Raw genomic sequence first — 13,872 nt, 5'->3', positions numbered from 1 at the left:
CAATTGGAAATTACTCCTGTTTCGATATCATATTTATTTGTGTTTATTACTCTTCCGTTTCCTCCAATGAATCCGGAGACTCATCTGCACCAAGCTCTGGTTCAAGTTCTTCCAGTCCATCAGCTCCGCCTGCTCCGGGCTCCGGATAAATATCTTCCGGTCCTTCATCAAATGCCGGCGGATTTGGCGGTGCAGAAGCATTATTGCTAATTCGGACCTCCACCGTATACGTCATGGGCACAAATTCATTAAATACCCCCATATCCACGACGGTTCCCTTTACTTCCGGGGAATCAACATACTTTACAATATAGTTGATGTCCGCACCCTTTGATTGATATTCCTCATAAAACAGTCTTGGCAAATCCCCTTCTGTCTGTCCTCGGAAATCATGCAAATATGGTCTGCCCTGAGAGTACGTTACGGTAACATCCTTGTCATCTTTATTTGTCAGCTTTGTATCTGCTTCAACAGATTGTGAAATCAGCGTTCCATAGGCAACGTCTGCATGAAAAGCATGTTTTACGGTGACATTTAAATCTGGATAATTCATCGCTGCTTCTTCCGCAGTTACCCCTCCAAAATTCGGAACGACCACTGCTTTACCGGCTGATACAACCACTTCCATCTCGTCTCTTTTCGCGATTTTCTCATCCGCCGGTTCACTTTGACTGATAATATTTCCTTCTTCGACGCTGTCCGAATCAGCCTCTTCATAGGTCATCTCAATTTCATTGGTCTCTGCCCATTTTTCCACTTCTTCTTTGGCAGCTCCGGTAAAATCAGGGATAGTAATATTCTTTTCGAAAACTTCTTCCCCTCTTGAATAATAGACAGCAGCACTATCCTTCCGTTTGTATTCCGATTCATCAATACTGCTATCCTTGATGGAAAACTGAATAAAGCCCCCCGCTTCGATATCATCACTATATTCTGTGACCAGCTGCAGGTTTTCTGCTTTATTTTCTTCAATCCAGATTTGTGCTTCTTCTTGGGACATCTCTGAAAAATCAACCAGCGGAATAACTTCTTCTGGATCAGCACCTAAACTGCTGGTTAATTGCAGCGTTTTTCCTTTTTTAATCTTGTCCCCTTCAGAAACACTTTGTGAAATAACATGGTTCGCATCATGCTCCATGCTGTATTCCTGTTCTAATTCGATTTCCACATCGTTCTCCTCAGCCCAGGCCCGCACATCTGCCACAGGCTGACCCTCAAAATTTTCTACCTTCACATGAACAAGCAGATAATAAATGAAGAAAATCAGGATACAAGCCAAAACGGCTCCAGAAATAAGCAGCCACATCCGGCGTTTTTTCTTCCTCCGGTAATCTAAGTCAATTTCCACTTCTTCTTCTGCATCTTGACGGCGGCCGCTTCTGGAGGAAAGAGAGGAAGAAGCAGGGACGGGCTCATGCTTTTTATATACGGGCTCTTCCTTTTCCACAGCAGAAGCCTGTTCCTCGTGCTTCTGCTGCGGTACTTTTTCTTCCTGTTTCTGTTCTTTCTTATTGTCACTGCTCTTTATTTCCTTGTCTTCTTTTTCATTTACCAGATCATCATATTTATCTTTATTAAACTTGGATAAAAAATCACTCATAGGAAGACAGAACACCCTTCCTTAATTGGAAAGCCTGATCAGACTGTTCGGCAATTTCATTGGAGTGAGTTACCACAATGACACATTTCCCATGCTCATCAATTTTTTAAAGATATCAATGATTTCCTGCTCCATCTCTTCATCAAGATTTCCAGTAGGTTCATCGGCAAGAATTAATTCCACGTTCGTTGCCAGCGCACGGGCAATGGCAACACGCTGCTGCTCTCCCCCGGACAGCTGATTAACCAGACGGTCTGCTTTATTTTTTACAATCCCGATATAATCCAGCAAATTATACGCTACGGTTTTGGTATCATCCGGAATTTCATTTTCCGTGATTGACATCGGGACCAGTACGTTTTCAATAGCTGTAAAAGTCGGAATTAAATTATAGCTTTGAAAAATAATCCCTACATTATTGCGGCGGTATTTTTCATATCCAATTTTCTTAATATTCTCCTCGTTAAATAACACTTCTCCGCTATGCGGTGAATCCAACGCACTGAGCAAGGATAACAAGGTTGTCTTTCCTGAGCCGGACTGCCCTAAAATCGTATAAAACTTCCCCTTCTCAAAAGAGATAGATGTATCCTTTAAAATATAACGGCGCTGTTCGCCGTCCTGATAATAATAATTTAAATCCTTTGCTTCTAATATCATCTTCTCACCTCACCATCACATCAGTATTTTCTTTGGATTCAACCGGACAATATAAATCAGCGGGATAATCGTTGAAATCAAAATCGTTAACAGACCGATTCCATAAAAACCGAGCACATAGCTGGAATTAAGACTGACCTCATATGAATCTATCACATCTTCTGCCGTCAAATTGGTTTCTATCCCTTCATAATAAATAACACCTTCATAGCTTTCTTCTTGCGTATCATCTGCTTTCATCATCGTATCTGATACTTGCCCTGCTAAGAGATTTCCAGTAAATAATGATAATGTAATACCAACAAAGGCAACGACGATTACTTCAATTAAAATCTGTCCGACAACCTTACCCCGCTTCTCACCTAAGGATAAGTAAATCCCTAATTCACGCTTGCGGTCCCGCAAAAATAGTAAAACGACTAATCCAGTAATGAGTACGGTCGCAATCACAGCCACTAATAAAACATATTTTGACAGCGTGGACATGGATTCCATCGGTCCTGAAATATCATCATATTGGTCACTTGCGCTAATTACCGTATAAAGCTCCGGCAATAACGGCGCCACCTCTTCTTCAAATGGCTCTATGTCCTCTGGATTATTTAAGTAATAGATTGGCGTATAGTATTCCATCGACTCTTCTTCCAGCATTTCAGCAATTTCTGGATCGTCTTCAGCATATACCTCCCAGTAATACTGTTCTTCGGCAGATATAATGGCATTAGGAACATATACGGTATTCTGATAGTCGATATCCTCCATCAGGAACATATCGCTATCTTCCTCTTTACTCTCTGTCTCTTCCTTTCCAGATTGCGGATCGAATAATCCAATCACTTCTAAAACAATATCTCTGGAATCCAATACGGTCTCTTCACCCGTCTCTTCCGAGTAATCATACACAGCACTTAATAATGTAAATGTATCTCCTACCTCTAAATTATTTTGCTCTGCCAGTTTTTGAGAAATGATTGCCACGGACGTGCCATTCTTAATCTCTTCCTCTGTAAACACCCGTCCGTCTGCTAACTCCCCTTTTCCTTCTTCAAAATCAATAACTGGAGCGTAATTGATCCCTTTCAGGCTAAAAGGGATATTATCTTCATCCCCATACATAACATCCTCTTCCAGTTCTTCTTGATAAGGTTCTATACTCTCTGACCCCATCCAGGTGGTCATGCTGTAATCATAGTATTTCACATAAGGAAGCTCGCCAATCTGCTTAATCAGATCAACGCCCAGCTCTTCCATCTCCAAGGTTTCCAGTTCTTCCTCAGACATGGACTCCCATGCTTTATAATCCATGTCAACCGTTGCTGCAGTACCCAGTCTCTCTTTAATGGTGGTCTCTACATTGCCGGTTGCCTGCTGAATCGCAATAGCTCCAGAAATCAAATTTCCTAAAATAAAAATAACTGCAAGTAAAATTAAAGACTTTCCTTTTTTTCTAGTAATCCCTAAAAAAGCCCGTTTCATAAAATTCATAACTAACCCCCTCAACAACTTCTAACAATAAATTCTTTTTAAGTATAAATATTACAATTATACTAAAGTAACTATCCAAGCTACTACTTGAATATAACCCCTCACCTCGTTCTAATGATGTATTTTTGTCATACTGTATTAATACACTAAGACACATATTTAAATGTATTATATTCTTAATACAGAAGAAAAACAATAACTTTTTTTAAAATATACAAAATTTTCTTTTCCTTAGGATGGAACGGAAATGATTTTTCGTAAATACGCGTACAATGATTTTTCGTAAATACGCGTACATCGGAAATTAACATGTGCTTTTGCATTAATAGAGTGGGCTCTTTAACGTAAGAAAACTTTTTGGTAGAGTTAAAGAATGAATATAAACGAAATTGATTAAATCATTTAAAGGAGAGAAAGATTTTGAAGAAGGTTCTAGTATTTATACTTTGTGCTTTTTTTCTTTTGGCAGCCTTATCCGCTTGTCAAAAAGAATATACCGGCGAATACACCGAGTGGGGAGAAAAGACAAACAGCAATGCTACGGAATTGTTAGAAAACCATGATATACCTTACGAAATAAGAAATGAAATCATCTATATTCCGGAAGATGCTTTTGATGCAGCTATTTATTGTTGTTCTTAGAAAAAATGAAACTAATCATATTGAGGTGATAAAGTTGTTTATAAAGGGAGTAAATCATTTTTTATTTTCTGTTTCTGATTTGGAAAAGTCCATACGTTTTTACCAGAATGTGTTTGATGCTAAATTACTGGTCAAGGGAAGAAGCACAGCTTATTTTGATTTAAATGGCATGTGGCTGGCTCTTAATTTGGAGAAGGACATACCCCGGAATGAAATAAGCCAATCCTATACACATATTGCTTTTTCCATTGAAGAAGCTGATTTTGACAGCATATATAACAAATTAGAGGAATTAGACGTAAATATGTTAACGGGCCGTCCCAGGGATGAAAAAGATAAGAAATCGATCTATTTTACAGACCCTGATGGTCATAAGTTTGAATTTCATACTGGCACGTTACAGGACAGAATGAATTATTATAAGCAGGAAAAGCCTCATATGGAGTTTTATATTTAAACGGATAGCGTTGTTTGTTTCGCTGCTTCTCCTATTCGAAACATGTTCATCTATGGATCTTTTTCACTATTAGCACGAACAGCCACGTTATGATAATTTTAAAGCCCAGCATTCTAAATAACAAAAAAACAAGCTATCTCAGATATTCCCACCCGAGATAGCTTGTTATGTTGCTCTAAATATTTTCCTGTCTTAACGTCTCCACAATACTATCCTTCTTCAATTTCGACATCGAGTATAGCATGGCTGCTCCAACAATCAGGAATACAGCTAGAATCGCTATTCCAATATACATCCATGGAATGTTGAAGCTGTAATCAAAGGCGTATTGCGTCTGCCAGTAAATAATATACATTACCACGAAACTGATTGGCAGCCCATACAGCAAGGATTTTATTCCATAAAACAGGCTCTCAAAATAAATCATTTTACGAAAAGCTTTTGGCGTCATGCCGATCGATTTCATCGTTGCAAATTCTCTTCTCCGCAGAGCAATACTTGTTGAAATGGTATTAAAGATATTAGCAACGGAAATCAATGTAATCAGGATGATAAACCCGTAAACAAAAATAGACAGCACCCGTGCGAATTGTTCATTATCCTGCCTGACTTCATACTGATTGTAAATAGATACCTCATCCGCAATCCCCAGCGCTTCTATATCCTCTTGCGCCTGGTCCGGATCATCAGAGGTGACATATATCTCGGATAAACTTGTTCTTTCATTTGGAAATGATTCCATTGTATTCTCAAGCACTTGCTCCGGTACAATAAGATAAATAGTGTTCGAATCGGCATAGGAATTTCCAACGGGATATTGATTCGTCAGACCAAGCAGCTCGATGTCTTCTCCCTGTTCGAAGTTCCAATCGTCTCTTTCTTCATTGTAGCTGTTCACTTGAAGCGGCAGCATATCACCCGTATCCACTTTTAACATATCTGTTTCGATGTATTGCGTGCCATCATTATAGGTGACATGGTTTACTAAAACACCGCGAAAATCACTTTCTGTCCTATCTGTTATATCATTATCGGCTAGATATTGTTCCCAATCCGCATCAGATAAGCCCACTAATTCCAGGTAATACGGGAGACCTTCTGCTGTTTCAGGAGTTCCATCCCTATTTTCATAGTTCTCTCCAGCCATTTGCTCTGGAAAATACGCCTGAAGCTGGGCTGTTTTGTAAATGAAACTTTCCTCCACACTATCTAAATCTTGTATGTCTTGATAGATTTCCCACAAAGGATTGGAATCATCTATTTCTCCCGTGCCGCTAATGGAAATATCATATTCCAGTTCCTCCGACAGTACTTCATATGATTTTGTCAGCGAATTGGTATAGAACCCTACAGTTAAGAACAGAATAACGCTGATCATGAGTGAAAAAACAGTCACCTGGTAACGTTTCTTATGTCTCTTTAAATTCTTCAAAGCAATTTCCGCTTCATAGCCAAAGAGTTTACGGACGATACGGTTTGTTTTCACTTTCTTTTTCGTTAATTTGACATCCTTCGCCTGACGGATAGCATCTATTGCAGTTACTTTAGATGCTCTGACTGCAGGTATCCATGCAGAAATCAAAATGGTCATCAAAGAAACACCGACAGCTATCCCGATTAAAGGAAGAGTAACAGCCAACCGGAAATCTGTCTCAAGCCCTACATTTTGTAAAATCTGATTCACATAATGCAACGTGATGCCAATGCCGGCAAAACCAGCTCCAATTCCAATAGGGATACTGATCAATCCGATTAAGAGCCCTTCAAATAATACGGAATTTCTCTTTTGCCGTTTCGTTGCACCAGTACTGGAAAGCATCCCTAAATACCGTGATCTTTCTGATACAGAGATAGCAAATGCATTATAAATTAAAGCCATTGAACCAATCACGATAATCAGCATAATAACCGTTAATAATCCGGACAAAGTAGAAACCGTCCCACTGTTCAAGGAAACAAGGTACGTATTCAATAAAGTCGTGTTAAAATTATACGCATCGGACGCTACATCCAATTCTTGCGCCAGCAAATCTACATCATCGAAAAGGGTTATCCCTAAATCATTCACTTTTACAAAAGCACGGTCCACCACAGATGACGCTTGTGCATCCGTATAAGCTAACACGGTATATCCTGGAGACCACGGCTCGTCCCATATCGGTTCTTCGATTTCACCAACAATGGTAAAGCTGTATTCGGTTTGCTCACGTAATTCTTCATCTAATTGTCCTTCAATAACCAAAAGAGAATCATTTTGGTCTAACGCACGATTTTCCATACCTTCCGTTCCTGTATAACGTCTTTCTCCTATGTCTAACTCAATCGTATCTCCAATTTGGTAATCAAAATCCTGTCTCTTTAATTCCTCAGAGATCACTACCTCCTTTTCACTTGCCGGGAGCCGGCCTTTCGTCAGATTCACTTGCATCTGCTCCAGAGCCGCTTCATCCATGCCCCGGACATACAGGTATCTTTTCAATAATTGGTCATTCAACGGTGCATACCCATATTCCTTCATCACACCGACAGAATCAGTATTGGCATCGGTTTGAATTTTTTCCAGCTGCTCTGAATCAAGCTGATCCATGCTGTAATGCCAATTCCCCTCATTAGCAATCGCATCCCGCTGCTGCATATCTATAAAAGAAATTCCCAGGGAAGCTACTCCTGTAATCATCGCAACAGAAATAATGACACCAATGATAGTAATAAGCGTTCTTCGTTTATTTTCTTTTAAATGCCTTAACGTAACTTTATTGACAATATTCATTGGCGAATCACCTCGTCCTTGGCGATCACACCATCCTCAATGGAAATAATCCGATCAGCCTGAAGGGCAATTCGTTCATCATGGGTAATGACGACCAATGTCTGGTGATATGATTTATTAAATAGTTTTAATAAATCAATGATTTCTTTACTATTCTTACTGTCTAAATTCCCCGTCGGCTCATCCGCAAGAATAATAGACGGATTACTGATTAGAGCTCTGCCAATGGATACACGCTGCTGCTGGCCCCCAGATAGCTGATTCGGTAAATAATCTAATCGGTCTTTAAGCCCAAGAATCTCTATCAATTCCTTAAAGTGCTTTTTTTCCACCTGATGAGAATCTAACAGCATTGGCAACGTAATATTTTCCTCAACAGTTAAAATTGGCAGGAGATTGTAAAACTGATAAATTAAGCCAATCTGTCTCCTGCGAAAAACAGCTAACTGTGTTTCATTTAATTCATAGATATCTGTATTCTCTATAAATACCTTGCCATCCGTCGGCCGGTCCACACCACCCAGCAAATGAAGCAGTGTCGATTTCCCGGAACCAGACGGTCCAATAATTGCTACAAACTCCCCCTGCTCCACGGAAAATGATACATTATCCAATGCTTTTACTGCCGTGTCACCTTTTCCGTACACTTTAGACAAATTTTCAACCCGCATTAATTCCACTACAATTTCCTCCTTATTTTCCTTTATTCCCAACTTTACCTGTCTAAGGTGACGGGATGGTGACAATAACAGTGACAATATTGTCACTTATGATGACATAACCTGCTGATAAAGTGAAACTTCATTTAGCGAGCTGCTTCTCCCTGATAGAATTTAATTAAAAAAGTGGTTCCTTTTCCAGATTCACTTATTACTTCAATATCTCCCTGCTGATTAGCAACAATCGAATAAGCCATCGCCAAACCAATACCAACACTGCCATCAGCCGCCTGACTTCCTTTATAAAAACGTTTAAAAATATGTGGAAGCTCTGCTTTCTCGATACCTTTGCCATTATCATTAATTCGTATTTCTGTAAAAATAGCATTTTCCTCATAAGAGATGGAGACTTTTCCGCCATGCGGGGTGTGTTCTATTGCATTCTTTAAAATATTAATACAAGCCTCTTTCGTCCAATTTTTATCGCCTATAAAAGTCACCCCCGGCTTTTCTTCTATCTCCAGCTCTATCTCCTTCAGCTCCACAGGAATCTCCATTGGTGCAACAACTTCTTGTATAAGCTGGTCCACTTCAACCTTTTCCTTGCTGAATAAAGTAGTTCCCGCATCGATTTTGGAAAGCTTTAATAACGAGGATACAAGCCATTCCATCCGTTCTAATTGCCTGCGAATATGATATGTAAATTCATGCCGCTTTTCCGTCTCGATATTCGGATTGCTTAATAAATCAGCCATTACGGTCATCGAAGTCAGCGGCGTTTTGATTTGATGAGAAATATCGGAGATTGCATCCGTGAGTTTTTCTTTATCCTTCTGCAGCCCTTCCTGCTGTTCAGATAGCATCCGGGTCATTTTATAGATTTCATTTTTTAATATACTGAGGTCCCCTTCTCTATTATCCCGGACATCGAGCGCGGTATCTCCTGCCATAATTTTTCGTAAATAACCGGATAACTGGATAATCCGCTGATAGCGCCAGGCCATCCATACCATATAGCAACTCGCCAGGCTCCCGCCCACAATCACAATATAGACAGCTGTGACAGGAGAATGCATATATCCTAATAGCATGCCGATTCCTAAAATCAATACCGTGGAAGTGAGAAAAAAACAGATTTCTTTATTTCGTAACATCTTCTGCCGCCATTCTGTATCCCAGCCCTCTGACTGTTTCTATGATTGCCGGCTGCTGCGGATTATCTTCAATTTTCTTTCGAAGCCGTTTAATATACACCGTAAGCGTATTATCGTTGACAAACTCGCCAGCCACATCCCATATCTGTTCCAGCAGCTGTTCCCGAGACAATATCTGCCCGCGGTGGTTGATAAAAATCATCAACAGCCTATATTCCAGTGCGGTTAATGCAAGTTCTATATTTGCTTTATATACTTTTCCTTCTAACGGAAATACCTCCAGCGAATCAAGGTGGACAGAATCCTTCTCCTGCGTGTTATTTTTTTGATAACGCCTGAGCACGGTTTTAATCCGTGCACTTAATTCACGTATACGAAATGGCTTGGTAATATAATCATCTGCCCCTATATCCAGTCCCATTACCACGTTCACTTCATCATCGGCAACGGTTAGAAATATAACCGGGACATCTGCACTTTCTTTGACACGCCGGCATAAATCATAGCCGCTGCCATCAGGCAAAGATAAATCAAATAAGCATAGAGAAATGCTGTCTATCTCTGTGTCTATCCTTTCCTCTGCTCCTTGCGCATGATGACAGACGATTACTTCATAGCCTTCTTGGCTTAGGGAATACTCCAAGCCGGAAGCAATTGTTTTATCGTCTTCTACAATGAGTAATTTCATAGCTGTCCCTCCATTTATCTGTTTCATTGCTGTTAACTGATATCTATGGTCATTATACAAATGAATTTCAAGAATTTATAGGATTAATATATATTTTCCACTTTTCTTTTAATATGTTCTATGAACGATGAGACTGTTTTTGATTCGTTTGTTTATCATTTAGAGACCTATTATTCTCCCGATACAGCTGTGTTCCCTCTATTTAGACCTGCTGCTCATTGTTTACAGAAGAAGGTAAATAGCAGAAAATAATAGAGTTGGAAAAAAATATTGTAACGAATCAGTAAATTCTTGGATATATAGATGATTAAACATTTAACAATCATTAATCAGATTACCATTGAGAGGAGGTAAAACGTGAACACAGAGGAGGTTTATCAGGAATATGGAGACTTTATTTTTAAATACTTATTAACACTGACCAATAATAGTCAGACGGCTGAAGAACTGACGCAAGAAACATTCTATCAGGCTATTAAATCCATCGATAACTTTCATAACAATGGAAGAGCTAAATTTTCTACCTGGCTGTGTGCTATAGCAAAAAATGTCTGGTTACAAGAACTGCATAAGGAAAAGAAAAGGAAACAATTAGAAGAATCGCTCCAGAATGAGGATACGCTATCTTATCATTTGGAGGAAGAATATTTTAAGAAGGAAAATAAAATCAATTTTTTCAAGCAAGCCCATCAGCTTGATGAGAAAAAGCGTGAAATTATTTATCTCAGGCTGCTGGGGGATTTATCTTTCAAAGAAATAGGATTGATTTTCGGAGAATCAGAAAACTGGGCCCGGGTAACATTTTATCGAGCTAAACAACAATTACGAAAGGGTGGCCAAAAGGAATGAACCATAGTGTCTTCAAAGATTTAGTACCTAGTTATATTGAAAACCTGACAAGTGATGAAACAAATAAACAGATGGAAGAACATATGGAACAATGTGCGGAGTGCCGGGAATACTTTAAAGAAATGCAAGAGGATTTGATAGCAGAACACACCCATGAGCAAAAAGATGAGAAAAGAAATATTGATTATCTGAAAAAGGTTCGGTCAAAAAACAGAAGAAAGATTTTCATGATAACAGGATCGCTGCTGGCACTATTTCTTCTTCTATCTATTGGTTATTATTTCCTTTTTGTCCATATGTGGATAGCAGATGAAAATAATGTGGAAACAACCATTCAGCAGCAGAATCAAACAACTACGCTGACTTTTCAATCAAAAAATGATAACCGCTACCTTTTAGCCATGCTGCAGCCAGGAGATAAAGAGTATATTGATACAATTATTATCTATGAAAATTGGAATATCCTTGCAGATACGAAATTAAATTATTTTTCAGAAGTGGCAAGTGATCACCAAAATGGAAGTGAGATTACGTATACATTTTTAGATGAAAATACGTTATTGCTACCTGATGGAACAGAAAAGAAATTGACAGAGGAAGATATAATACACATTCAATATAAAGACCGTACGAAAGAAATACAATTAAAGGATTTATACAACGCAGAAAATAATAATTAATTGGAGAGAATCGTCATCAGATAACCTTTCACCTAAAAATAATAAAATTTCAAAATATCATTTTTAAAATTATTTTAAAACTCTGGTTGTTTTTCATTTTAAAGGGACTTATGATGTTCATAGACGCCGGCGTACTTATATTTTTAGGAGAATGTTTATTATGAAATTAGAACAAATTTCAGATCTGCCAATTGTCTATATGCGGAGAACTGGTGCATACGGAGAGGAAAATAATCAGCTAATGGCTAGATTTAAGCATTGGATGACCTATAACAATGTTTCAAAGGGTAATTTATTGACAGATAATGCAGTTGTATTAGGTATTATTTGGGACAATCCAGCACATGTTCCTCCCGAGGCGTGCAGATACGATACAGCGCTTGTATTGTCTGCCCAACAGGAAATAACTGATGAATGTGTCCAACAGGCTATTTTACAAGGCGGCAGCTATGCTGTTTTCACTATTGAACATACTCAGGAAGCAATGAACAGAGCATGGCAGGTTATTTTTTCTGAATTAGCTGGTGCTGGCTATCAGTTAGATGAGACAAGACCGATTTTGGAGCGGTATATGCCTTTCATGCTTGAAAAACATGTTTGTGAAATTTGCTTGCCTATCCAGAATAGAATCTAAAAGAAGAGGCTTTTTAATGTGTGAATACTGGCTTTACTATAACTAAATTTGATATAGAAGTATAATTATTCTCTAGAATTAAGGATTAAATTAAATTTCATTCCTCAGTAGTTTCCCTCTGTCCTTATACATAGCCTTGTTACTGCTTTTGAATATAAGGAGAGGTTCTCCTGAGGATTTATTACATTTCCACATTTCATTGTCACCCATTTTAAAATAATGGTTGACAATTAAGTATATATTCCCTTATTCTATTAATATCAAAACTAGAAAGCGTGGGAATAAAATTGAAATTAAGAGATATGATGTTTATGTCGCTATTCGCAGCAATCGTGGGGGTTCTGGCTATTTTCCCTCCTATTCCCGTTCCTTTTATTCCTGTACCGATTGTGGTACAGACGCTTGGCATCATGCTTGCAGGCGGAATATTAGGAGCAAAACGAGGCGGACTCAGTGTCTTGCTTTTTGTTTTTCTCGTTGCGGTAGGAGTCCCCTTATTAACCGGCGGACGCGGCGGTTTAGGCGTGCTTATCGGGCCGACGGGAGGATATATTATATCCTGGCCGATCGCAGCATGGATTATCGGGTACTTAACAGAAAAAAGTTTTCGTCACCTGACCTATTGGAAGCTCGTATTAATTACAACCTTTGGCGGGGTTATCATTGTAAATATTATCGGTGTTACCTATTTATCTATTTTATCTGACCTTCCATGGGGACCGACCGCTATTTCTGCCTTGGTCTTTTTACCAGGAGACATTTTAAAAGCACTGATTGCCAGCGCCGTTATTATAAAAATCACTCAGGTGTATCCTCTGATTGATAGGAAAAAGCGTGTTACATATTAAGGTGAAAAATACTTGGACAATAAACGATTAGAAATAGCATCTTTTAGGCAGAAAACAAAATTAAATTAGAAAACCTGACGCAGGAAGATATTGGACTAGAAGAACCTCATCTGCAAATATCAATAGATAGCTCCAATATCTTCCCAAATCAATTTTCCCCTTCAAATGATTCCAAATAACGATAAAGCGTTGACTTACTTATCCCTGTTTCATTTTTAATATCAAATAATTTAAAGCCATCCTGATACATCGCAATCGCCTTTTTAATATTTTCATCCGATTTCTTAGGACGCCCAATGGTTTTCCCCTGCTGCTTCGCCTCATACATCCCTTGCGTTGTAGATTGTTTAATACTGTCTGATTGGAATTGCAGAATATATGCCATCATGTCCTGTAAATGAATGTTTAGCAGCGTATCACTTTGAATATCCTCATTCAGAAAATGGATTTTCACATTATCTTTTTCACATACTTTTAATACTTCCATCAAGTGGTGAAAGGTATCCGCTAAGGCAATCATTTTTTCTACAAGGATACTGTCTCCTGATTGCATCTCCATCAATAGATTCTCCAGCTGGATTCGTTTTTTCGGCGTTCCATGTGCTTCTTGAAAAATCCGGTCACATTTTCCCTTTAAAGATACTAGTTGATTTTGAGAATGTTTATCGTTATATAACGGTCTTGTATAGCCATATATCATATTATCCGCTCCTATTTATTTCCCTGAAGGGTTCCTTTTTGGGAAA

At 38.7% G+C, this 13,872-nt stretch carries 13 protein-coding genes and 1 pseudogene; 6 read left to right on the top strand and 8 right to left on the bottom strand.

What is annotated here, in order from left to right; translation table 11 throughout:
* Nucleotides 1-46: 46 nt before the first annotated feature.
* The 3 genes and pseudogenes from BN997_RS13430 to BN997_RS13420 form a co-directional block, all read right to left on the bottom strand.
* On the bottom strand, nucleotides 47-1,600 hold the full coding sequence (locus BN997_RS13430; protein WP_042532978.1) for a PASTA domain-containing protein: 1,554 nt from the start codon (nucleotides 1,598-1,600) through the stop codon (nucleotides 47-49).
* Nucleotides 1,593-2,260, bottom strand: a pseudogene (locus tag BN997_RS13425) (ABC transporter ATP-binding protein). Before BN997_RS13425 ends, BN997_RS13430 begins: the two are co-directional and overlap by 8 nt.
* A gap of 15 nt (nucleotides 2,261-2,275) precedes the next feature.
* The gene (locus BN997_RS13420; RefSeq protein WP_042532976.1) at nucleotides 2,276-3,745 is read right to left on the bottom strand and encodes an ABC transporter permease; all 1,470 of its coding nucleotides are present in this window, start codon (nucleotides 3,743-3,745) and stop codon (nucleotides 2,276-2,278) included.
* A gap of 420 nt (nucleotides 3,746-4,165) precedes the next feature.
* Here BN997_RS13420 and BN997_RS13415 point away from each other — a divergent pair, with 420 nt between their 5' ends.
* Both BN997_RS13415 and fosM read left to right on the top strand, forming a co-directional pair.
* A complete protein-coding gene (locus BN997_RS13415; RefSeq protein WP_042532974.1) occupies nucleotides 4,166-4,387 on the top strand; it encodes a hypothetical protein in 222 nt (73 codons plus the stop codon).
* Nucleotides 4,388-4,421: 34 nt separating this feature from the next.
* Complete coding sequence (fosM, locus tag BN997_RS13410) at nucleotides 4,422-4,844, top strand: FosM family fosfomycin resistance protein (protein WP_042536117.1); 423 nt, start codon at nucleotides 4,422-4,424, stop codon at nucleotides 4,842-4,844.
* Between the two features lie 175 nt (nucleotides 4,845-5,019).
* On the opposite strand, the gene BN997_RS13405 is transcribed toward fosM, so the two are convergent.
* The 4 genes from BN997_RS13405 to BN997_RS13390 form a co-directional block, all read right to left on the bottom strand.
* Complete coding sequence (locus BN997_RS13405) at nucleotides 5,020-7,614, bottom strand: ABC transporter permease (RefSeq protein ID WP_042532972.1); 2,595 nt, start codon at nucleotides 7,612-7,614, stop codon at nucleotides 5,020-5,022.
* Nucleotides 7,611-8,285 (bottom strand): ABC transporter ATP-binding protein, encoded by a 675-nt coding sequence (locus BN997_RS13400; RefSeq protein WP_374705725.1) that lies wholly within the window; start codon nucleotides 8,283-8,285, stop codon nucleotides 7,611-7,613. The genes BN997_RS13405 and BN997_RS13400 overlap by 4 nt, the downstream gene beginning before the upstream one ends.
* A 134-nt stretch (nucleotides 8,286-8,419) precedes the next feature.
* Nucleotides 8,420-9,427, bottom strand: a complete 1,008-nt coding sequence (locus BN997_RS13395; protein ID WP_042532968.1) for a sensor histidine kinase — start codon at nucleotides 9,425-9,427, stop codon at nucleotides 8,420-8,422.
* Nucleotides 9,414-10,115, bottom strand: coding sequence for a response regulator transcription factor (locus BN997_RS13390; protein ID WP_042532966.1), 702 nt, complete (start codon nucleotides 10,113-10,115; stop codon nucleotides 9,414-9,416). The genes BN997_RS13395 and BN997_RS13390 overlap by 14 nt, the downstream gene beginning before the upstream one ends.
* A gap of 357 nt (nucleotides 10,116-10,472) precedes the next feature.
* Between BN997_RS13390 and BN997_RS13385 the strand changes: the two genes are divergently transcribed.
* The 4 genes from BN997_RS13385 (at nucleotide 10,473) to BN997_RS13370 (ending at nucleotide 13,126) form a co-directional block, all read left to right on the top strand.
* Entirely contained in the window at nucleotides 10,473-10,964 is a 492-nt protein-coding gene (locus tag BN997_RS13385; protein ID WP_042532962.1) for an RNA polymerase sigma factor, read from the top strand.
* Complete coding sequence (locus BN997_RS13380) at nucleotides 10,961-11,644, top strand: zf-HC2 domain-containing protein (protein WP_042532960.1); 684 nt, start codon at nucleotides 10,961-10,963, stop codon at nucleotides 11,642-11,644. The genes BN997_RS13385 and BN997_RS13380 overlap by 4 nt, the downstream gene beginning before the upstream one ends.
* Before the next feature lie 160 nt (nucleotides 11,645-11,804).
* Nucleotides 11,805-12,278: an AraC family transcriptional regulator gene (locus BN997_RS13375; RefSeq protein WP_042532958.1), complete on the top strand. Its 474-nt coding sequence runs from the start codon at nucleotides 11,805-11,807 to the stop codon at nucleotides 12,276-12,278.
* A gap of 287 nt (nucleotides 12,279-12,565) precedes the next feature.
* Nucleotides 12,566-13,126: a biotin transporter BioY gene (locus BN997_RS13370; protein WP_042532956.1), complete on the top strand. Its 561-nt coding sequence runs from the start codon at nucleotides 12,566-12,568 to the stop codon at nucleotides 13,124-13,126.
* 148 nt (nucleotides 13,127-13,274) lie between these two features.
* Here BN997_RS13370 and BN997_RS13365 read toward each other — a convergent pair whose 3' ends face one another.
* Entirely contained in the window at nucleotides 13,275-13,826 is a 552-nt protein-coding gene (locus tag BN997_RS13365; RefSeq protein ID WP_042532954.1) for a recombinase family protein, read from the bottom strand.
* Nucleotides 13,827-13,872 lie beyond the last annotated feature (46 nt).

This window comes from Oceanobacillus oncorhynchi, assembly GCF_000821065.1.
GTDB lineage: Bacteria > Bacillota > Bacilli > Bacillales > Amphibacillaceae > Oceanobacillus > Oceanobacillus oncorhynchi.
The sequence above is the reverse complement of the archived record's forward strand: the minus strand, read 5'-3'. Positions and strand labels throughout refer to the sequence as shown.

Coding starts and splice junctions, on each gene's coding strand:
- BN997_RS13420 (WP_042532976.1), bottom strand. CDS start 3,745: ATGAATTTTATGAAACGGGCTTTTTTAGGGATTACTAGAAAAAAAGGA.
- BN997_RS13365 (WP_042532954.1), bottom strand. CDS start 13,826: ATGATATATGGCTATACAAGACCGTTATATAACGATAAACATTCTCAA.
- BN997_RS13390 (WP_042532966.1), bottom strand. CDS start 10,115: ATGAAATTACTCATTGTAGAAGACGATAAAACAATTGCTTCCGGCTTG.
- BN997_RS13400 (WP_374705725.1), bottom strand. CDS start 8,285: ATGCGGGTTGAAAATTTGTCTAAAGTGTACGGAAAAGGTGACACGGCA.
- BN997_RS13395 (WP_042532968.1), bottom strand. CDS start 9,427: ATGTTACGAAATAAAGAAATCTGTTTTTTTCTCACTTCCACGGTATTG.
- BN997_RS13375 (WP_042532958.1), top strand. CDS start 11,805: ATGAAATTAGAACAAATTTCAGATCTGCCAATTGTCTATATGCGGAGA.
- BN997_RS13430 (WP_042532978.1), bottom strand. CDS start 1,600: ATGAGTGATTTTTTATCCAAGTTTAATAAAGATAAATATGATGATCTG.
- BN997_RS13380 (WP_042532960.1), top strand. CDS start 10,961: ATGAACCATAGTGTCTTCAAAGATTTAGTACCTAGTTATATTGAAAAC.
- BN997_RS13405 (WP_042532972.1), bottom strand. CDS start 7,614: ATGAATATTGTCAATAAAGTTACGTTAAGGCATTTAAAAGAAAATAAA.